Below are 20,618 nucleotides of genomic sequence, written 5' to 3' on the forward strand. Positions count from 1 at the left end.
CATGTCCGCACACGAATCCCCAATTGTTCGTCGCAAATCCAGGCAGATCATGGTCGGCAATGTACCGGTTGGGGGCGATGCCCCCATCACGGTGCAGACCATGACCAACACCAAGACCACGGACGTGGCCGCTACCGTCGAGCAGATCCAGCGGATCGAGCGGGTGGGGGCGGACATAGTCCGGGTCTCGGTGCCGACCATGGAGGCGGCCGAAGCCTTCAAGCTCATCAAGCAGCAGACCCGCATTCCCATCGTTGCCGACATCCACTTTGACTACCGCATCGCCCTGAAAGTGGCCGAGTACGGTGCCGACTGCCTGCGCATCAACCCGGGCAACATCGGCAACGAGGAGCGGGTTCGTGCCGTGGTCGACTGCGCCCGTCACTACAACATCCCGATCCGCATCGGTGTCAACGGCGGCTCGCTGGAGCGGGACATCCAGGAAAAATACGGTGAGCCGACGCCTGAGGCCTTGCTCGAGTCGGCCATGCGCCACGTGGATTATCTGGACCGTCTCAACTTCGAGAACTTCAAGGTGAGCGTCAAGGCATCCGACGTCTTCCTCGCCGTCGGCGCCTATCGCCTGCTGGCCAAGCAGATCGAGCAGCCACTGCACCTCGGCATCACTGAGGCGGGCGGCTTTCGCGCCGGCGCGGTGAAGTCGGCGATTGGCCTCGGTATGTTGCTGGCCGACGGCATAGGCGACACCCTGCGCATTTCCCTCGCCGCCGATCCGGTGGAAGAGGTGAAGGTGGGCTTCGATATCCTCAAATCCCTGCGCATTCGCGCCCGCGGCATCAACTTCATTGCCTGTCCCTCCTGTTCCCGTCAGGAGTTCGACGTGATCAGCACCGTCAATGCGCTGGAAGAGCGGCTGGAAGACATCATCACGCCGATGGATGTCTCCATCATCGGCTGCGTGGTCAATGGCCCGGGCGAGGCGCTGGTTTCGGATTTGGGACTGGCGGGGGCGGCCAACAAGAGCGCCTTCTACGAGGGTGGCCAGCGGGTCGACCGGCTCGACAACAAGGATCTCATTCCGATCCTGGAGCGCCGTATACGCGCCCGGGCGGCCATGCTGGATCCGGCCAACCAGATCGCGCTGGACAAGGGTTGAATCGCCAAACATGGGATCACAGCGGGGCCACGAGCGTGGCCCCGGCTTTAGGTAGTTGATTTTACATCCCGCATCCGGTCACCCTGATTTTACCTTGGGGCCGAAAATCCCTATAATGCGGCCAAATTTCACGTCTTTTTCTCGAGTATCAACGTGGCAAAACAGATCCAAGCAATTCGCGGTATGAATGATTGCCTGCCGGAGCAGAGCCCGGTATGGCAGAAAGTGGAACAGATCCTGCGCCAGGTCGTGGCCAGCTATGGCTACAGCGAAATCCGCATGCCGATCGTCGAGCAGACCCATCTGTTCAAACGTGCCATCGGTGAAGTGACCGACGTGGTCGAAAAAGAGATGTACAGCTTCGACGATCGCAACGGCGACAGTCTGAGCCTGCGCCCCGAAGGCACCGCCAGCTGCGTGCGTGCCGGCATCGAGCACGGTCTGCTCTACAACCAGGAACGCCGGATGTGGTACATGGGTCCCATGTTCCGTCACGAGCGTCCCCAGAAGGGCCGTTACCGCCAGTTCCATCAGTTCGGGGTCGAGCTGTTTGGCATCAACGGGCCGGACATCGACGCCGAGCTCATCATGCTGACTCATCGCTTGTGGCGTTTGTTCGGCATCAGCGATCACGTGACCCTGCAGCTCAACACCCTGGGCCAGAGCGCCGAGCGTGCCGCCTACCGCGATGCGCTGGTGGCCTACCTGGAGCAGTACAAGGATCAGCTGGACGAAGAGAGCCAACGCCGCATGGTCAGCAACCCGCTGCGGGTGCTCGACTCCAAGGACGAGAAGGTGCAGGCCATCCTGGTCAATGCGCCGCGTCTGTTCGATCACCTAGGGGAGGAGAGCCTGGCTCACTTCGAGGGGCTCAAGCGTCTGCTCACCTCCGCCGGCATCCAGTTCGAGGTGAACGAGCGGCTGGTTCGTGGTCTCGATTACTACAACCTCACCGTGTTCGAGTGGGTCACCAGCAGCCTGGGTGCCCAGGGCACTGTCTGCGCCGGTGGTCGTTACGATGGTCTGGTGGAGCAGCTCGGCGGTCAACCGACCCCGGCGGTAGGCTTCGCCATGGGCATGGAGCGACTGGTGCTGATGCTCGAAACCCTGGAGCTCAATGCCGATATCCGCCCGGCGGTGGATGTCTACCTGTGCATGGTGGGCGAGGGGACTGAGCAAGCCGGCTTCCAGCTGGCCGAGCGGCTGCGTGATGCGCTGCCTGACATGCGCCTGATGAGTCACTGCGGTGGCGGCAACTTCAAGAAACAACTTAAGCGTGCCGACAAGAGCGGCGCGGCCATTGCCCTGATCCTCGGTGAGACCGAGGTGCAAAACGGGGAGATCACCCTCAAATATTTGCGTGGCCAGGCCGAGCAACAGACCCTCGCGGTCGATGCCGCCATCGCCCTGCTGGCAGCTAAAGGAGAGTAAGCTGTGGAAGTTTATACCACCGAAGAACAACAGGTTGAGGTCATCAAGAGCTGGTGGAAAGAGAACGGGACCTCGGTGCTTGCAGGGACTGTGATCGGTCTGGTCGGCCTCTTTGGCTGGCGCTATTACAACGAGCAGCAGCAGGTTGGCCAGGAAACGGCCTCTCAGGCTTACAACGAGATGACAGCACAGCTTGCCAAGGGCGATGACGCTGCGCTGGAGCAGGCCAAGAGCTTCATCAGCGCTCATCAGGGTGACTCCTACGCCGAGCTGGCCGCCCTGCAGCTGGCCGCGGCCGCGGTCAAGGCCAACAAACTGGATCTGGCTGCCGAGCAACTGACCCAGGTTGCCGCCAACGGGGATGAGAGCATTCGTCCCATCGCCGCCCTGCGTCTGGCCCGGGTGCTCAACGATCTGGGCAAGGCCGACGAGGCTCTGGCTCAGCTTGGCAAGATCAACAACGAGGCCTTCAAGGCCCAGGTTGCCGAAGCCCGGGGTGATGTGCTGCTCAAGCAGGGCAAGCCGGAAGAGGCGCGCGATGCCTACCAGGCGGCGGCCGATGCCGGCGGTCTGCAGGCGAGCAGCGAACTCAAGCTGAAGATGGACGATCTGGCGCTGCCAGCCGTGACTGCAAATGAGGCACCGGATGCGTAACAGCTACAAGCGAATGGCGCTCGGGGCTGCCGTCGCCCTGGCCTTGCAGGGCTGCTCCCTGTTCAGCTCGGAAGAGGATCTGACCCCGATGGCGCCGCTGCCGGTGGTCACCTCCAGCTTCAGTGCCGACACCCGCTGGTCCTCCTCCGTCGGCGATGGCATCGGTGACTTCTACTCCCAGCTGCAGCCGGTGGTGGAAGAGGACCACGTCTATGCCGCCGCCCGTGATGGCGATGTGACGGCCTTCGATCGTGCCAATGGCAAGGTGCTGTGGAGCGTGGATCTGGCTGACCTGCCGGTCAACGCCGACAAACGCAGCGCCCGCCTCTCCGGTGGCCTGGTGTCCCGTTACGGCAAGTTGTTCCTCGGTTCCGAGAACGGGGTGGTTTACGCCCTGAACGAGGCAAACGGGGAAGTGCTGTGGCAGACCACGGTGCCCGGTGAAGTGGTAGCGAGCCCCGCGGTCGAGGATGGCCGGGTGGTGGTGCTGACCACCTCGGGCCGACTGATCGCGCTCGATACCGACGAGGGTAAGCAACAGTGGTCCCTCAGCGAAGAACAGCCGCCGCTGACTCTGCGCAGTGCCGGTGCACCCGTCATCACCAACGGCGCCGTGATCTACGGTCGTGCCGATGGCAAGGTGGGTATCGCCTTGCTGAGCAACGGTCAACCCGTGCGCCAGTCCAAGGTGGCGGATCCGCGCGGTGCGACCGAGCTGGATCGCATGGTGGACGTGGATGCGACTCCGCTCATCGCCGGCGATGAGCTCTATGCCATCGCCTACAATGGCCAGTTGATGGCCCGCAAACTGATGACCGGCGACGAGGTGTGGAAGCGCAAGTATTCCGGCTATCGCGACATGGCAGTGACCGGTAACGCCATCGTACTGACCGACAGCCGTGGTCACTTGTTTGCGGTGGACCGTCGTAACGGCCTGGAGCTGTGGTCCAACACCCAGCTGGAAAACCGGTCGGTGACTGCCCCCGTCGTCCTTGGCGACTATGTGGTGGTCGGCGATGTGGAAGGTTACCTGTATTGGCTGGATCGTACCGATGGTACCATCAAGTCCATGCAGCAGCTCGACAGCAGTGGTCTCTACGCCGCCCCTCTGGTGGACGGTGACACCCTGTATGTGCAGAGCCGTGGTGGCAAGTTGTACGCGCTCGCGCGTCCCTGATCACCCTTCAATGTGAATATCCGGCTCCTGGTCTTCGGACCCGGAGCCTTTGTCGTCTTGAGAATGAGGCTTTTATGACTCCTGTAGTAGCCCTGGTGGGCCGCCCCAACGTGGGGAAATCCACCCTGTTTAACCGCCTGACCCGTACCCGGGATGCCTTGGTCGCCGATTTCCCCGGCCTGACCCGGGATCGCAAATACGGCCAGGCGAAGTTGGGCGAGCTGGAATTTATCGTGGTCGATACCGGCGGTATCGATGGCAGCGAAGAGGGGATCGAGCTGAAGATGGCCGAGCAATCCCTGCTGGCCATTGAAGAAGCCGATGTGGTGCTGTTCATGGTGGATGCCCGTGCCGGTTTGACTGCCGCGGATCAGGCCATCGCCGAGCACTTGCGCAAGACCCACAAGAAAGTATTCCTGGTTGCCAATAAGACCGACGGCATCGACGGCGATTCCGCCGTGTCCGAGTTCTATGCACTGGCGCTGGGCGAGGTTTACCAGATCGCGGCGGCCCACGGCCGTGGTGTATTGAGCCTGCTGGAGCTGGCCCTGGCACCCCACCTGGAAGAGCTGGTCGAAGCGGCCGCTGGCACCGAAGACGATGCCCAGCACGAACTGGATGAGGACTTCGACGAAGAAGCCTTGCTGCGCATGGTGGCTGCCGGTGATCTGGATACCCGCGAAGACACCAAGGAGACGCCGTTCGCCGACTTGCCCATCAAGTTCGCCATCGTCGGTCGTCCCAACGTCGGCAAGTCGACCCTGACCAACCGAATGCTGGGTGAAGACCGCGTCATCGTCTATGACATGCCGGGTACCACTCGCGACTCCGTCTATATCCCGATGGAGCGTGACGAGCAGAAGTACGTGATCATCGACACCGCCGGCGTGCGTCGCCGCGGCAAGGTGCACGAGACGGTGGAGAAGTTCTCCGTCATCAAGACCCTCAAGGCCATCGAAGATGCCAACGTCTGTCTGCTGGTGATCGACGCCCGCGAGACCATCACCGATCAGGATCTCAGCATCCTCGGCTTCGTGCTCAACTCCGGCCGTTCCGTGGTGCTGGTAGTGAACAAGTGGGATGGCCTGGATCAGAAGATCAAAGAGGACGTGAAGAACGAGCTGGACCGTCGCCTCGGTTTCATCGACTTCGCTCGGGTGCACTTCATCTCCGCCCTGCACGGCAGCGGCGTTGGCCACCTGTTCGAGTCCATCCAGGAGGCGTACCAGTCCGCCACCCGTCGGACCAGTACCGCCATGCTGACCCGCATCATGCAGATGGCCCAGGAAGATCACCAGCCGCCCATGGTGAACGGTCGCCGGGTCAAGCTGAAGTACGCTCACGCCGGTGGCTACAATCCGCCGCGCATCGTGATCCACGGTAACCAGTTGAACGATCTGCCGGATTCCTACAAGCGCTACCTCATGAACTACTTCCGCAAGTCGTTGAAGATCATGGGTACCCCGATCCGGGTCGAGTTCCAGGAGTCAGCCAACCCGTTCGAGGGCAGGAAGAATACCCTGACCCTGAGCCAGGAGCGGCAACGGGATCGCCTGCTCAAGGCGAGAAACAAAACCAAGAAATAAGCCCGAACGGCTGCCCCTGCGGCAGCCGTTTTGCTTTGGGCGTGTTGTCCAATGAAGGGGGAGAGGGGGGTCTGCTCAGGGCCCACCTTGAGCACATTCACTTTGAGAGGAGTACGGAGATGAGTTCTCTGATCTGTCCGGCCTGCGAGGCCAACCTTGACGGCCGCAGTGCCGAGACGAGCTGTGGCCATTGTGGTGCGCACTACCGGATCCGCGCCCGGTGCCCGACTTGCCAGCAGGAGCTGGAGCGGCTGCGGGCCTGCGGCGCGGTGGATTATTTTTGCAACCACTGCAACAGCCTGGTCTCCAAGCGTACGGTGGCGTTCGAGGTGACGCCGCTGGCGGCGCAATGAGGCATTAAAAAAACCCGGCCTTGGCCGGGTTTATTCTGTGTGCTCTGCAATCAGCAAGCTGTAGGAGCGGTTTCTGCGCCAGATCTTGCGTTTCATGTCGGCCAGCTTGAGCTTGCGTCTGGGGCTCCAGGCGCACTTGCTCTTCCTGGTCAAGGTAGCTCTTCTGCGTGTTCTCATCTTGTTTCCTCCCTGGTCATCCTGGCGCTGTCGAGAGTGTGGCGGTGCATTCTTCCATCGGTATCGCAAGGTGATGAATATATTGCGATAAGCACCTCTCAAGCAGGCACAGGTCTGATGGGATGGTAACAGATACTCCCCCTCGAAAACAAACCCGGGCAGGGTTTAGGGAATGATCTGCTTGACCACCTCGGCGATGATGGTGGGCTGCCCGGTACTGGCGACCGGCAAGGCTGGGTCGCTGTTGTCATCCTCGTCCAGCTCTTCCCGGCGATGGGCCTTGCGCTGCTCGTTGTCGAGCCAGAGCAGACTCTGGTAGTACTGGCGCACGTTGTTGACGTAGTTGCGCGCCTCGCCGCCCCGGGCGTAGCCGTAGCGCACCTTGCGATGCCAGCGCGACTGTTGCAGCAGCGGCAGCACCTCCTTCACGTCGCTCCAGGCATCGGGATTCTTGCCAAGCGCCTTGGTCAGGCGGCGGGCATCCATCATGTGGCCGTAGCCGATGTTATAGGCGGTGAGAGCAAACCACACCTTCTCGTCATCCGGCACCGAGTCCGGCACCTTCTCCATCATCTCCTGCAGATAGCGGGCACCGCCCTTGATGCTCTCCTCCGGGTGCAGCCGGTTGCTGACCCCCATCGCCTTGGCGGTGGGCTCGGTCAGCATCATCATGCCGCGTACCCCGGTGTAGGATTTCGCCTGTGGGTCCCAGTGGGATTCCTGATAGCTGATGGCGGCCAGCAGACGCCAGTCGATCTCCTTGGCGTGGGTCTGGAACAGCTCCTGATACTTGGGCAGCAGGCTCTTGGCCCGCTGCAGGAAGGTGCGGGTATCGACGAAGTCGAAGTTTTGCACATGGCCGAAGTATTTTTCGTCCAGCTTGGCGATGGAGCCATCCATGAAGCGTTGGCCGAAGAAGTCGATGATGCTGGCGTAGAGGCTGTCATCGGGCAGCTTGGTCATGGCCCAGGCCACGGCCTGCTTCTTGGCCAGCGTCAGCCCCTCGGTGAGCTCGGGATAGTAACGCTGGGTGCGGGCCAGCACGGTATCTTGTACCACCGTGTAGTCCACCTTGCCGTCGACGACCTGCTTGAGCAGCTCCTCCACGTCCGCGTCCCGGTTGACGCTCCAGTTCAGATTGGGGTTCTGCTTGCTGAGCTCCTTCATCAGATCTTCACCGGTGGAGCCGGCGGGTACCACGATGGAGCCCTTCAGATCGCCAATATCCTTGGGTTTGGGGGAGCCGTTGCGATAGACCAGCTTGGGGGAGACCTGGTAGAAGCCAGGGCCGAAGCGAAACAGCTTGCGCCGCTCCGGTGTGACCACGATGGCGGCAGCCGCGATATCCAGCTTCTTCTTCTCCAGCAGCTCCACCAGTTCGGCGGTGCTGTAGGTGGGGACTATGGTCAGCTTGACCCCCAGCCAGTCGGCGTAGTCTTTCGCCAGCTCGTAGTCGAACCCCTGGGGGGCGTCGTCACGCTGGTAATAGGAGGTAGGGCCATAGAGGGTGCCAACCCGGATCTCGCCACGCTGGCGGATCTGCTCCAGCTGGCTGGAGGGGGAATAGAAGTCACAACCGGCGAGGGCCAGCGTCAACAGCATCCCGATGAACAGTCGAAAAATGCAGCGCAAGTAGGTGAGTACCCTTGTTGAAAAAATCGGCACTTGTCAAAAAAGAGGCTCCTTTATACCAGAGAGTGTGGAGGGAGTCACATCGCGCTCGATGAGAAAAACGTTTGTCCGTTATCGGCCTGATCCCTATAATACGCGCGTCTCAAATCCCCCCACACTCTAAAACTTGGTGAGAAAGGTATATGGAAATCTTGCGTGGTGCCCCTGCACTGTCTGAGTTTCGTGTCCACAAGCTGCTGCAAAGCTGTGCGCAGAGAGGAGTAGAGATAGAGAGCGTCTATGCCGAATATGTGCACTTCGCCGAGCTTGCAAGCCCCTTGTCGCCACCGGAGCGAGCGACCTTGGGCCAGCTCTTGCGCTACGGCCCGACAATCCCGGAACACACCCCCAGCGGTCAGCTGTTTCTCGTTACCCCCCGTCCTGGCACTATCTCCCCCTGGTCTTCCAAAGCAACCGACATCGCCCACAACTGCGGCCTGAACCAGGTCAAGCGGCTGGAGCGCGGCGTTGCCTACTATGTCGAGCCCAAGGCCAGCCTGAGTGCGGCCCAGCGTGCCGAGATCGCCGCCCTGTTGCACGATCGCATGATGGAGGTGGTGTTTGACGAGATGAGTCAGGCCAGCACGCTGTTTGCCCATCAAACGCCGCGCCCCTTCACTCAGGTCGATGTGCTGGGTGGTGGGCGCGCCGCCCTGGCCTCCGCCAACATCAGCCTGGGTCTGGCCCTGGCCGAGGACGAAATCGACTATCTGGTGGCGAATTTCACCAAGCTTGGCCGCAACCCGAATGACATCGAGCTCTACATGTTTGCCCAGGCGAACTCCGAGCACTGCCGTCACAAGATTTTCAACGCCGACTGGACCATAGACGGCGAACAGCAACACAAGTCGCTGTTCAAGATGATCAAGAACACCTTCGTGCAGACGCCAGACCATGTCCTGTCTGCCTATAAAGACAACGCCGCCGTGATGGAAGGCAGCGAGGGGGGCCGCTTCTTCCCGAGCCCCGCCAATGGCGAGTATCAGTATCACCAGGAGCGGGTCGACATCCTGATGAAGGTGGAGACCCACAACCACCCGACCGCCATCTCCCCCTTCCCGGGGGCGGCCACCGGCTCCGGCGGCGAAATTCGTGACGAGGGCGCGACCGGTCGTGGTGCCAAGCCCAAGGCGGGGTTGGTGGGCTTCTCCGTCTCCAACCTGCGGATCCCCGGCTTCGAGCAGCCCTGGGAGCAGGATTTCGGCAAGCCGAGCCGCATAGTCAGCGCCTTTGACATCATGCAGGAGGGGCCGCTCGGCGGCGCCGCCTTCAACAACGAATTCGGTCGTCCGGCCATTCTCGGTTACTTCCGCACCTTCGAAGAGCAGGTGCCGAGCCACAACGGCGTCGAGGTGCGCGGCTATCACAAGCCCATCATGCTGGCGGGCGGCATCGGCAACATCCGCACCGAGCACGTCCAGAAGGGGGAGATCCCGGTCGGAGCCGCCCTCATCGTGCTGGGTGGCCCGGCCATGAACATCGGCCTCGGTGGCGGCGCGGCATCTTCCATGACGTCCGGCCAGTCCGCCGAGGATCTGGACTTCGCCTCGGTGCAGCGGGACAACCCCGAGATGGAGCGCCGCTGTCAGGAGGTGATCGACCGCTGCTGGCAGCTGGGGGACGACAACCCCATCGTCTTCATCCACGACGTGGGCGCCGGTGGCCTCTCCAACGCGATGCCCGAGCTGGTCAACGACGGCGAGCGTGGCGGCAAGTTCTCCTTACGTGCCATCCAGTGCGACGAGCCGGGCATGAGCCCGCTGGAGATCTGGTGCAACGAATCCCAGGAGCGCTACGTGCTGGCGGTGGCTCAGGACAAGCTGCCGCAGTTCAAGGCGCTGTGCGAGCGTGAACGCGCTCCCTATGCCGTCATCGGCACCGCCACCGAAGAGAAGCATCTGACCCTCAGCGATGCGCATTTTGACAATCAGCCCATCGATCTGCCGCTGGACGTGCTGCTCGGCAAGGCGCCCAAGATGCACCGCGATGTCGCCAGCCTGCCGGCCCAGGGCAAGCCTCTTGCATTCGACGGCATCACCTTGAGCGAGGCGGCCGAGCGGGTGCTGCGCCTGCCGACGGTGGCGGAGAAGTCCTTCCTCATCACCATCGGCGATCGCAGCGTGACCGGCTTGGTCAACCGCGACCAGATGGTCGGCCCCTGGCAGATCCCGGTGGCGGATTGCGCCGTCACCGCGGCCACCTATGATGGCTACCACGGCGAGGCCATGTCTTTGGGTGAACGCACCCCGGTGGCGCTGCTCTCCCACGCCGCCTCCGCCCGCATGGCGGTGGCAGAGGCCCTGACCAACCTGGCACCGGCTCACATCGGTTCCCTCAAGCGGGTCAAGCTCTCCGCCAACTGGATGGCCGCCGCCGGTCACCCTGGTGAAGATGCCGGCCTCTATGAGGCGGTCAAGGCGGTGGGCGAGGAGCTCTGCCCGGCCCTTGGCATCACCATTCCGGTCGGCAAGGACTCCATGTCCATGAAGACCCGCTGGCAACAAGAGGGTGAGGAGCGCAGCGTCACCTCGCCGCTTTCCCTGCTGATCACCGCCTTTGCCCGGGTGGAGGATGTGCGCAACACCGTCACCCCGCAGCTGCGTACCGATCTCGGTGAGACCGACCTTATCCTCATCGATCTGGGTAACGGCAAGCAGCGCCTCGGCGCCTCGGCCCTGGCCCAGGTCTATCGCCAGCTCGGCGACAGCGCACCGGATCTCGACAATCCGGTACAGCTCAAGGGCTTCTTCAACGCCGTCCAGACGCTGGTGGCGGACAGAAAACTCATCGCCTACCACGACAGATCCGACGGTGGCCTCTTCGTCACCCTGACCGAGATGGCGTTCGCCGGTCACTGCGGCCTCGATATCCAGCTCGATCGCATCGGCGGCGAGTTGCTGCCGGCGCTGTTCAACGAGGAGCTGGGTGCCGTCATTCAGGTTCGCCGCGACGACAAAGAAGCGGTGCTGACCCTGCTGGCCGGTCACGGCCTGGCGGCCTGCTCCCACGTGCTGGGGACTGTGCGTGAGGGGGATCTCATTACCCTGCAGCGTGCAGGTACAGAAGTCTATCGCGCCAGCCGCACCGCCCTGCGCACCATTTGGGGCGAGACCAGCTGGCAGATGCAGCGTTTGCGTGACAACCCCGAGTGCGCCGACAGCGAGCACGCTGCCCGCCAGGATGCGACCGATCCGGGTCTGCACGCAACCTTGAGCTTCAACCCGAGTGAAGACGTGGCCGCGCCCTACATAGCCCGGGGTGTATCACCACGACTGGCGGTGCTGCGCGAGCAGGGGGTCAACTCCCACGTGGAGATGGCCGCGGCGTTCGATCGTGCCGGCTTCAGCGCGGTGGACGTGCACATGAGCGACATCCTGTCCGGCCGCATCGAGCTCAACCAGTTCCAGACCCTGGTTGCCTGCGGCGGTTTCTCCTACGGTGACGTGCTGGGGGCGGGCGAGGGCTGGGCCAAGTCCATCCTGTTCAACGACGGCGCCCGCGAGCAGTTCCAGCGCTTCTTCGCGCGTGGCGACACCCTGTCGCTCGGCGTCTGCAACGGTTGCCAGATGATGTCCAACCTGCGCGACTTGATCCCGGGAGCCGATCTCTGGCCACGTTTCGTGCGCAACCGCTCCGAGCGCTTCGAGGCGCGCTTCAGCCTGGTGCAGGTGCAGGAGTCGCCCTCCGCCTTCTTCGCCGGCATGGAAGGGTCTGTCATGCCCATCGCCGTCTCTCACGGCGAAGGGCGAGTCGAGGTGCGTGACGCCGCTCACTTGAGCGCGCTGCAAGCCAGCGGTCTGGTGGGGCTGCGTTTCGTCGACAACCGCGGTCAGGTAACCGAGCAGTACCCGGCCAACCCGAACGGCGCACCGGACGGCATCACGGCCGTGACCACCATCGATGGTCGCGCCACCATCATGATGCCGCACCCGGAGCGGGTGTTCCGCACCGTGGCGAACTCCTGGCACCCGGACAACTGGGGCGAGGACGGCGCCTGGATGCGGATGTTCCGCAACGCCCGCGTGCGACTGGGTTAATCCCCGGCACAGAGTCTGCGGCAATGAAAAACCGGCCCACGTGGCCGGTTTTTTTTATTCAGTTCATGGGCGGCATCGGTGGGGCATGGCCGTCTTTGCCTCAAGCTGTTGATTGACCCTCCCCGCAGGCGAGTCTGAGCCCGTGGTTGCGCACATCCTCTGGCCAGGGGGCCATCAATGCGCGCAGGCGTGGCAGATCGTTTGCGAAGAGCGCACGGGCCGCCTCTTCAAAGCCTGGCAGGTCTCCCGCCAGCGCCGACATGAAGTGGTAGGCACGCTCTTGTGCCCGGCGACACCTGTCCTTCTCCGCGCTGGCACGCCGCGCCTCCTCAACCAGCTTGCGCAGCACCACTGAGGCGCCGCCAGGCTGTGACGCCAGCCATTCCCAATGACGGGGCAGCAGAGTGACCTCCCGGGGTATGACGCCCAGTTTGGGGCGACCACGCCCCCGTGGCGCCATTGCCTCGCTGCTCTCTTCGGTCTGACTGGCCTCTGGGGGAGAGGTGACCGGTTCGCGACTCGGTGGTGTCAACCGTGCAACCAGCTCTTCGTCGGATCCTCGCATGTCGATGTCCACCGAGCGACCGCTGGCGTCGTCGAAGATCAGGACGGGGCCGTTGGCGCCTGCGTCGTTTGCCTGCCTCACCGCCAGGGCGACCTCTGGCAGGGGGCCGGATGCGATGCGGCGATGGCCGTCAAATGCCGTATAGAGAAGGGGGGTCATAGTGATGCCTCAGGGTGCAGAAAAAGAAGACGAGGAGATATTTATATCCGGATATAAATGTTGGGTCAATAATACCCGGATAAAATAGTCAGGCGCGGTTGCACTCGTTGCCCTAATAAAAAACCGGCCAATCGGCCGGTTTTTTATTGCGCGCCTGCGCGTTAACGCAGCGCTTATTGCAGAACAACGTGCTGGAAGCCCTGCACCAGGCTGATGACCGGCTGGGGATAGATACCCAGCGCCACCACCAGGATGGCGGAGAGCAGCACCACCAGTCCCCCGGAGGAGAAGGCCCAGTCGGCCTTGGCATCGCGCAGCTGCATGCCGGGCTCGCGCAGGTAGAGGGTGACCATGACCCGCAGGTAGTAGTAAAGCCCCAGTGCACTGCCGAGCACGATGGCGCCGGAGAGCCACCACAGCTTGGCATCGACGGTGACGCCGATGAGGTAGAACTTGCCGATGAAGCCCAGGGTCATGGGGATGCCCGCGAGGGACAACATCATCACCGTCATGACGGCGGTCAGGTAGGGCCTGTGCCAGAACAGACCGCGGTAGCTGTGCAGGGAGTCCGCATCCTTGCCGCGATAGGGGCTGGACATCATGCTGATGACGCCGAAGGCGCCCAGGCTGGTGAACAGGTACATCAGCAGGTAGACGCCGGCCGCTTCCACCGGCATCTGGCCGAGGCGGCTCGCCACCACCACTGCCAGCAGATAGCCGAAGTGGGAGATGGAGGAGTAACCCATCATCCGCTTGATGTTGGTCTGGATCAGCGCCAGCAGGTTACCGACGACGATGGACACGACCGCAATGGCCGCCAGCAGCCAGTGGAACGTGGGGTCGCTGGTGGCAGGGACCGCCAGATAGAAGCGCAGCAGCACGCAGAACACCGCGATCTTGCTGACGGTGGCGAGGAAGGTGGCGACCGGCGCCGGGGCCCCTTCGTACACGTCCGGGGTCCAGAGGTGGAACGGCGCCAGGGAGAGCTTGAAGGCGAAGCCGACCAGCATCAGACCCAGACCGCCCATCAGCAGCGGATGGTGAGCCGGGCTCTGGGCCAGGGTCAGACCGAGATCGCTGAAGCTCAGGCTGCCGGCCTGGGCGTAGAGCAGCGCCATGCCAAACAGCAGGAAGGCGGTGGCGGCGGCGGAGAGCACCATGTACTTGATGCTGGCTTCCAGGGAATGGCGTTCGCGGTAGGCGTAACCCACCAGGCCGAACATCGGCAGGGTCAGCATCTCGATCCCGATGAACAGGGAGGCGAGGTGGCGGGAGCCAGCCAGTACCAGGCCACCGGCGGTGGCGATCAGCAGCAGCAGGTAGAACTCTTCCCGGTTGTCCGGATAGCCCTTGAGCCAGGAGCGACCGAAGGTACAGGTCGCCAGGGCACCGATGAGCACCAGCCCCATGTAGAAGACGGCGTAAGCGTCCACTTGCAGCAGGGGAGTGACGCCCTGATCCCCCTGCGCCATGACGATGGGCAGGGAGAAGAGGGCCAGGTTCAGGCCGGTGATGGTCACCACGAAGGCGGTGTCATCGCAGCGTTTCCAGGCGATGGCCAGCATCAGGGCCACCATGGCCCCTGTGGTCAGCAACAGCGGCAGCAGGGCCAATAGTTGAGCGGCAGTAAACGTCATGACAGTGCTCCTGTCGTGGACAAGGAGGGCAACAGGGCCAGTCGTTGAGAGGAAGACGATGCCATTGCAGTGCCCCTATCGTGAGTGGACAAGGAAGGCAGCAGGGCCAGCCGTTGAGAGAGAGAGAAGATCATTACAGTGCTCCTGTGCTCGGCAGCGCATACCAGTGCAACACGCTCAACAGGCTGCTGCTGGCGGTATCCAGTACCGGCTGGGGATAGAGCCCGAGCAGTACCAGCAGGCCGGCGATGGTCAGCATCATGGCCAGCTCGCGACCGTCCAGCCCCTTGAGGATTTTGTCATCCTTGGGGGCTCCGAAGCAGGCACGTTGCAACATGATGAGGGAGTAGACCGAGGCCAACACCAGCCCGAAGGTAGCGATGACGGTCATGATGGGGGCCACCTGGAAGCTGCCGATGAGGATCAGGAACTCGCCGATGAAGTTGCCGGTGCCCGGCATCCCCAATGAGGCGACCGAGAAGAACAGCATCACCCCTGGCAGGTAGCGCAGGCGTCCCCACAGGCCGCCCATCTGGCGCAGATCCCGGGTGTGCAGACGCTCGTAGAGCTGGCCGCACAGGATGAACAGGCCGGCGGCGGAGAGACCGTGGGCGATCATCTGCACCACGGCGCCCTGCAAGGCCAGCTCGCTACCCGAGTAGATGGCGATCATCACGAAGCCCATGTGGGAGATGCTGGTGTAGGCCACCAGTCGCTTGATGTCGGTCTGGGCAAAGGCCAGCAGGGCGCCGTAGACGATACCGAACAGACCCAGCCCCATGGCATAGGGCGCGAACTGGGCGGACGCCTCGGGGAACAGCGGCAGGGTGAAGCGCAGCAGGCCATAGGCGGCGGTCTTGAGCAAGATGCCCGCCAGATCCACGGAACCCGCGGTCGGTGCCTGACTGTGGGCATCCGGCAGCCAGCCGTGCAGCGGCACCAGCGGCATCTTGACCGCGAAGGCGATGAAGAAGCCCAGCATCAGCAACCACTGCACCGTGGTGCTCATCGGGGTGTTGAGCAGATCCAGGTAGTTGAAGGTGAAGACGCCGGTGGCAGCGTGGTGAGTCAGCACCAGCCCCAGGATGGCGACCAGCATGATGAGGCCGCTCGCCTGGGTGTAGATGAAGAACTTGGTGGCCGCGTTGATACGGGATTTACCGTCGGTGACGGAGTGACCCCAGAGCGCGATCAGGAAGTACATCGGCACCAGCATCATCTCCCAGAAGAAGAAGAACAGGAACAGATCCACCGCCATGAAGACGCCAAGCACGCCGCCCAGGATCCACAGCAGGTTCAGGTGGAAGAAGCCGATGCGCTGCACGATTTCTTTCCAGGAACAGAGGATGGCCAGCACGCCGATGAAGCTGGTGAGCATCACCATCAGCAGGGAGAGGCCGTCCACCGCCAGGTGCAGTGAGATGCCAAAGCGCGGGATCCAGGGCAATTGCCACTCGGCCGCCCAGACGGGGATGCCGGGATTGGCAAGGGAGAAATCGCCACCGAGCCAGATGGCGCCGGAGAGCAACAGGCAGGCGCTCATGGACAGCAGGGCTACCCAGCGGACGAACTGTCCACCGAGGCGCTCCATCTGCCAGCAGATCACGCCGCCGATAAACGGAATTAACAAGATCCAGAGTAAGGTCACGATATCAGCTCTCTCATAGGTTCTAGTCGCTGTGCAGGCCCGCAGGCCTGCAGTGAATTCAGGGGCCGCATCGAGATCAACCGAGCAGCAGCAACGCCAGGATCAGGACGGCGCCCATCCCCATGGAGGCTGCGTACCAGCGCAACTTGCCGGTGACAGTCCAGGCCAGCAGCTGATGGCCACTGTATGCCAGTACGGCGGGCAGGTTCATCATCCAGTCCAGCGGGTCCTTGCCAAGCAAGCGGGTCACCAGCAGGTAGGGTTTGACCCAGAGTTGGTCATACAACCAGTCAAAGCCCCAGGCGTTGAACCAGAGGGTGCTGAGCAGACGGCCAGGGGCGCTCTCGGCGATGCTTCTTGCCAGGCGACGCTCGCCAAGGAACAGGAAGGCGGCGAGCGCTATCCCTGCCACGGCGATGAGGCCGGACAGGATCTCCAGGCTGTGACGGCCCTCTTCGATGTGATCGCCGGGGCCCGCCGGCAGCACGCCCGCCAGTGGCGGCGTGATCCAGGCGCCGATGGCGGTGGAGAGCACCAGCAGCACCAGCAGCGGCAGCTTGTGCGCCAGGCCGTGACCGGCATGGGCCTCGGTTTGCGGCTTGCCGTGGAAGGCGATGAAGATCAGGCGGAAGGTGTAGAGGGAGGTCAGGAAGGCACCCACCAGACCGGCCCACAGCAGGGTGTTCTGGCCACTGGCCTGCACCTGCCAGAGGATGGCGTCCTTGCTGTAGAAACCGGCGGTCACCAGCGGCAGCGCGGCCAGTGCCGAGCCCCCGACCAGGAAGCAGGCATAGACCAGCGGCAGGCTCTTGCGCAGGCCCCCCATCTTGAAGATGTTCTGCTCGTGGTGGGTCGCGACGATGACGGCACCGGCGGAGAGGAACAACAGCGCCTTGAAGAAGGCGTGGGTCATCAGGTGGAAGATGGCCCCATCCCAGGCACCGACCCCGAGGGCCAGGAACATGTAGCCAATCTGGCTCATGGTGGAGTAGGCCAGGATCCGCTTGATGTCGGTTTGTACCAGGGCCGCGAAGCCCGCCAGCACCAGGGTGATGGCACCGACCAGCGCCACCAGATGCAGGATCTCGGGGGCCAGCAGGAACAGGCCGTGGGTCCGGGCGATGAGGTAGACACCTGCGGTCACCATGGTGGCCGCGTGGATCAAGGCAGAGACCGGGGTCGGACCCGCCATGGCGTCAGCCAGCCAGGTCTGCAGCGGCAGCTGGGCGGATTTACCGACCGCGCCACCGAGCAGCATCAGGCAGGCGAACGACAGGGCAGGGGAGCCCTCTGCAAACATCGCCGGCGCACGTACCAGCAACTCGTGGATGTTGAGGGTACCTAGCTCCCGGTACAGGACGAACAGACCGATGGCGAGGAAGACGTCACCGACCCGGGTCACCACGAACGCCTTGAGGGCAGCCGCCCCGTTGGCGGGGTTGCGGTAGTAGAAGCCGATCAGCAGGTAGCTGCACAGGCCCACGCCTTCCCAGCCGAGGTAGACGAACAGCAGGTCATCGGCCAGCACCAGGAACACCATGCTGGCGATGAACAGGTTGGTGTAGGTGAAGAAGCGCGAATAGCCCTCTTCCCCACGCATGTACCAGGAGGCGAACAGGTGGATGAAGAAACCCACCCCGGTCACTACTCCCAACATGGTCAGCGACAGGCCGTCCAGCGCCAGGCGGAAGCTGGGGGTGAATTCACCCACCGCCATCCATTGCCACAGGGTCTGGGTGTAGACGCCACCCTGGGGCATATTGCCGAGGAAGTCGATGCCAACCCAGAGGGTGGTCAGGGCCGACAGGCCTATGCTGCCGACGCCGATGAGCGCCGAGGTGCGCTCGCCGAAGCGGCCGATGGAGAAGGCCAGTACCAGCCATCCCAGCAGCGGGAACAGGAAAGTCAGGAATAGGAGGCTCATCCGCGCATCTCGCTCACAGTGTCCACGCTGAGGGTGTGGTAACGACGATAGAGCAGCAGTAACAGGGCCAGGCCAATGCTGGCTTCCGCTGCCGCCAGAGAAATCACCAGTATGTACATGATCTGGCCGTCAGCCTGGGCCCAGCGGCTGCCAGCCACCACGAACGCCAGCGCGGACGCATTCATCATGATTTCGATACTCATGAGGATAAACAGCAAGTTACGGCGAATTAACAGACCGCACAGGCCGATACAGAACAGGATGGCGGCCAGCAGCAAGCCGTGTTCCATTGGAATTCCACTCATGACTGACCTCCTTGCCGGATGAGAGTGAAGGTGGTGCAGGCGGCCAGCAACAAGGCGTCATGACTCACCATGGGAATGCCACTCATTGCTGACCTCCTTCTTGAGATGGGCGCACGGCGGTTTTGGGCACGGAGAGCACTTCTCCGTTCTTGTCCTCACGGCCGAGGTGATAGGCGGTGACCAGGCCCGCCAGCAGCAGGATGGAGGCGAGCTCCACCGCCAGCACATAGGGGCCGAACAGGGCGATGCCGACTTCCTTGGCACTGACGTCGGTCAGACCGAGTTCACCCCCGGTGACGCCGAGGATGCCGTAGGCCAGGAAGGCGAGCAGGATGAGGGAGAGCAAGGCTGGTCCGCCCCAGGTAGTGGGGGTGAGCCAGTTGCGTTCCTGATCCTGGGCCGAGCCTAGGTTCAGCATCATCACCACGAACACGAACAGCACCATGATGGCGCCGGCGTAGACGATCACCTGCAGGGCACCCGCGAAGGAGGCGCCAAGGCAGAAGAAGATCATGGCCACGGCGATGAGCGAGATGATGAGATTGAGCAGCGCGTGCATCGGGTTGCTGGTGCTTATCACCCGCAGCGTGCTGTAAATGGCGACCAGGGCCGCGGCATAAAATGCCAGTTCCATGATTGACTCCTAGGGCAGCAGGCTCTTGACATCGATGGGCTTGGCTTCGTTCTCGGCATCCCCTTTCGGCTTGCCGTCGATAGCCATACCGCTCATGCGATAGAAGTTGTAGTCCGGGTACTTGCCGGGGCCGCTTATCAGCAGATCTTCCTTCTCGTACACCAGATCCTGGCGACGATACTCACCCATCTCGAAATCCGGGGTGAGCTGGATGGCGGTGGTGGGGCAGGCTTCCTCACACAGGCCGCAGAAGATGCAACGGGAGAAGTTGATGCGGAAGAACTCCGGGTACCAGCGACCATCGTCCCGCTCCGCTTTTTGCAGCGAGATGCAGCCGACCGGGCAGGCCACGGCGCACAGGTTGCATGCCACGCAGCGTTCATCGCCATCGGGATCCCGGGTCAGCACGATGCGACCACGGAAACGGGGCGCCGCATAGACGGCCTGCTCCGGATAGCTCAGGGTCTCGCGGGGCCGCCAGGCATGGGAGAACACCATCCCCAGACTGCGCAGTTGGGTGCCTACACCCTTGATGATATTGATAATTTTCATAGGTGCCTCACTGCACGTTCATCAGCACTACGGCGCCGGTTACCAGCATGTTGAGCAAGGTAAGCGGCAGGCAGACTTTCCAGCCAAAGGACATCACCTGGTCGAAGCGCGGGCGAGGCAGGGAAGCCCGCAACAGGATGAAGAACACCATGAAACAGGCGGTCTTCAGGGCGAACCAGATGAAGGGCGGCAACCAGGGACCGTGCCAGCCACCGAAGAACAGGGTCACGATGAGGGAGGAGATCAGCACGATGCCGATGTACTCACCCACGAAGAACAGACCCCACTTCATGCCCGCATACTCGATGTGATAGCCGTCGGCGAGCTCCTGCTCGGCCTCCGGCTGATCGAACGGGTGGCGGTGAGTGACGGCAACGCCGGCAAACAGGAAGGTGATGAAACCCAGGATCTGGGGTACCACGTTCCAGAGCCCGGCCTGTGCCTCGACGATCTCCCGCAGGTTGAAGCTGCCGGTCTGGATCACTATCCCCATCAGGGAGAGACCGAGGAACACCTCGTAGGAGAGGGTCTGGGCCGAGGCCCGCAGGCTGCCGAGCAGGGAGTACTTGTTGTTGCTCGACCAGCCGGCGAACAGCACGGCGTAGACCGCGAGCCCCGCGATGGCCAGGATGTAGAGCAGACCTACGTTCAGATCCGCCACGCCCCAGGTGGGGGTGATCGGCACCACCGCAAACGCCAGAATAAAGGCGGTGAAGGCGATGATGGGGGCCAGCACGAAGATCCGGCGATCGGCGAACGGCGGGATCCAGTCCTCCTTGAAGAACATCTTGATCATGTCGGCCGCCAGTTGCAGCAGGCCGAAGGGGCCTACCCGGTTGGGGCCGTAGCGATCCTGCCAGAGCGCCAGCAGGCGCCGCTCGATGAAGCTCATGAAGGCGCCGGCCCCCACGATCCCCACCAGCACGATCAGGGCCTTGCCCACCTCCAGCAGCAGGTCAATCAGCGAGTCGCTCATCGGCTGACCTCCTGC

The 20,618-nt window shown here is 62.7% G+C and carries 17 protein-coding genes; 7 read left to right on the forward strand and 10 right to left on the reverse strand.

The features are described from left to right. Nucleotide 1 precedes the first annotated feature (1 nt). From ispG to ACZ9IL_RS05160, 6 genes are all read left to right on the forward strand, one after another. Nucleotides 2–1,117, forward strand: coding sequence for a flavodoxin-dependent (E)-4-hydroxy-3-methylbut-2-enyl-diphosphate synthase (ispG, locus tag ACZ9IL_RS05135; protein ID WP_476002540.1), 1,116 nt, complete (start codon nucleotides 2–4; stop codon nucleotides 1,115–1,117). 153 nt (nucleotides 1,118–1,270) lie between these two features. Then, nucleotides 1,271–2,548, forward strand: coding sequence for a histidine--tRNA ligase (gene hisS, locus ACZ9IL_RS05140; protein WP_476002541.1), 1,278 nt, complete (start codon nucleotides 1,271–1,273; stop codon nucleotides 2,546–2,548). 3 nt (nucleotides 2,549–2,551) lie between these two features. After that, complete coding sequence (locus tag ACZ9IL_RS05145; protein ID WP_476002542.1) at nucleotides 2,552–3,202, forward strand: YfgM family protein; 651 nt, start codon at nucleotides 2,552–2,554, stop codon at nucleotides 3,200–3,202. Next, nucleotides 3,195–4,379, forward strand: coding sequence for an outer membrane protein assembly factor BamB (bamB, locus tag ACZ9IL_RS05150; RefSeq protein WP_476002543.1), 1,185 nt, complete (start codon nucleotides 3,195–3,197; stop codon nucleotides 4,377–4,379). Before ACZ9IL_RS05145 ends, bamB begins: the two co-directional genes overlap by 8 nt. Nucleotides 4,380–4,453: 74 nt before the next feature. After that, nucleotides 4,454–5,965: a ribosome biogenesis GTPase Der gene (gene der, locus ACZ9IL_RS05155; RefSeq protein ID WP_476002544.1), complete on the forward strand. Its 1,512-nt coding sequence runs from the start codon at nucleotides 4,454–4,456 to the stop codon at nucleotides 5,963–5,965. A gap of 119 nt (nucleotides 5,966–6,084) precedes the next feature. Further along, complete coding sequence (locus ACZ9IL_RS05160; protein WP_476002545.1) at nucleotides 6,085–6,318, forward strand: zinc ribbon domain-containing protein; 234 nt, start codon at nucleotides 6,085–6,087, stop codon at nucleotides 6,316–6,318. 30 nt (nucleotides 6,319–6,348) lie between these two features. Here the strand turns inward: ACZ9IL_RS05160 and ACZ9IL_RS05165 are convergent, their stop codons facing one another. Together ACZ9IL_RS05165 and mltF are read right to left on the reverse strand one after the other, a co-directional pair. Further along, nucleotides 6,349–6,495, reverse strand: a complete 147-nt coding sequence (locus ACZ9IL_RS05165) for a hypothetical protein (RefSeq protein WP_476002546.1) — start codon at nucleotides 6,493–6,495, stop codon at nucleotides 6,349–6,351. A gap of 165 nt (nucleotides 6,496–6,660) precedes the next feature. Next, nucleotides 6,661–8,160, reverse strand: a complete 1,500-nt coding sequence (mltF, locus tag ACZ9IL_RS05170) for a membrane-bound lytic murein transglycosylase MltF (RefSeq protein ID WP_476002547.1) — start codon at nucleotides 8,158–8,160, stop codon at nucleotides 6,661–6,663. A gap of 149 nt (nucleotides 8,161–8,309) precedes the next feature. On the opposite strand from mltF, the gene purL reads away from it, so the two are divergent. Beyond that, the gene (gene purL, locus ACZ9IL_RS05175) at nucleotides 8,310–12,203 is read left to right on the forward strand and encodes a phosphoribosylformylglycinamidine synthase (protein WP_476002548.1); all 3,894 of its coding nucleotides are present in this window, start codon (nucleotides 8,310–8,312) and stop codon (nucleotides 12,201–12,203) included. Between the two features lie 100 nt (nucleotides 12,204–12,303). Here purL and ACZ9IL_RS05180 read toward each other — a convergent pair whose 3' ends face one another. The 8 genes from ACZ9IL_RS05180 to nuoH form a co-directional block, all read right to left on the reverse strand. After that, on the reverse strand, nucleotides 12,304–12,927 hold the full coding sequence (locus tag ACZ9IL_RS05180) for a DUF2239 family protein (RefSeq protein ID WP_476002549.1): 624 nt from the start codon (nucleotides 12,925–12,927) through the stop codon (nucleotides 12,304–12,306). A gap of 173 nt (nucleotides 12,928–13,100) precedes the next feature. Further along, entirely contained in the window at nucleotides 13,101–14,564 is a 1,464-nt protein-coding gene (gene nuoN / locus ACZ9IL_RS05185) for an NADH-quinone oxidoreductase subunit NuoN (protein WP_476002550.1), read from the reverse strand. Between the two features lie 133 nt (nucleotides 14,565–14,697). Further along, nucleotides 14,698–16,212 (reverse strand): NADH-quinone oxidoreductase subunit M, encoded by a 1,515-nt coding sequence (gene nuoM / locus ACZ9IL_RS05190; RefSeq protein ID WP_476002551.1) that lies wholly within the window; start codon nucleotides 16,210–16,212, stop codon nucleotides 14,698–14,700. Nucleotides 16,213–16,288: 76 nt separating this feature from the next. After that, nucleotides 16,289–18,136 (reverse strand): NADH-quinone oxidoreductase subunit L, encoded by a 1,848-nt coding sequence (nuoL, locus tag ACZ9IL_RS05195; protein ID WP_476002552.1) that lies wholly within the window; start codon nucleotides 18,134–18,136, stop codon nucleotides 16,289–16,291. Then, on the reverse strand, nucleotides 18,133–18,441 hold the full coding sequence (nuoK, locus tag ACZ9IL_RS05200; RefSeq protein WP_033129126.1) for an NADH-quinone oxidoreductase subunit NuoK: 309 nt from the start codon (nucleotides 18,439–18,441) through the stop codon (nucleotides 18,133–18,135). Before nuoK ends, nuoL begins: the two co-directional genes overlap by 4 nt. A gap of 82 nt (nucleotides 18,442–18,523) precedes the next feature. After that, complete coding sequence (gene nuoJ / locus ACZ9IL_RS05205) at nucleotides 18,524–19,075, reverse strand: NADH-quinone oxidoreductase subunit J (RefSeq protein WP_476002553.1); 552 nt, start codon at nucleotides 19,073–19,075, stop codon at nucleotides 18,524–18,526. A gap of 9 nt (nucleotides 19,076–19,084) precedes the next feature. Beyond that, complete coding sequence (gene nuoI / locus ACZ9IL_RS05210) at nucleotides 19,085–19,627, reverse strand: NADH-quinone oxidoreductase subunit NuoI (protein ID WP_033129128.1); 543 nt, start codon at nucleotides 19,625–19,627, stop codon at nucleotides 19,085–19,087. Nucleotides 19,628–19,634: 7 nt separating this feature from the next. Continuing rightward, nucleotides 19,635–20,603 (reverse strand): NADH-quinone oxidoreductase subunit NuoH, encoded by a 969-nt coding sequence (nuoH, locus tag ACZ9IL_RS05215; protein WP_476002554.1) that lies wholly within the window; start codon nucleotides 20,601–20,603, stop codon nucleotides 19,635–19,637. Between the last annotated feature and the right edge of the window lie 15 nt (nucleotides 20,604–20,618).

It is taken from the genome of Aeromonas sp. TECH754, assembly GCF_056279295.1.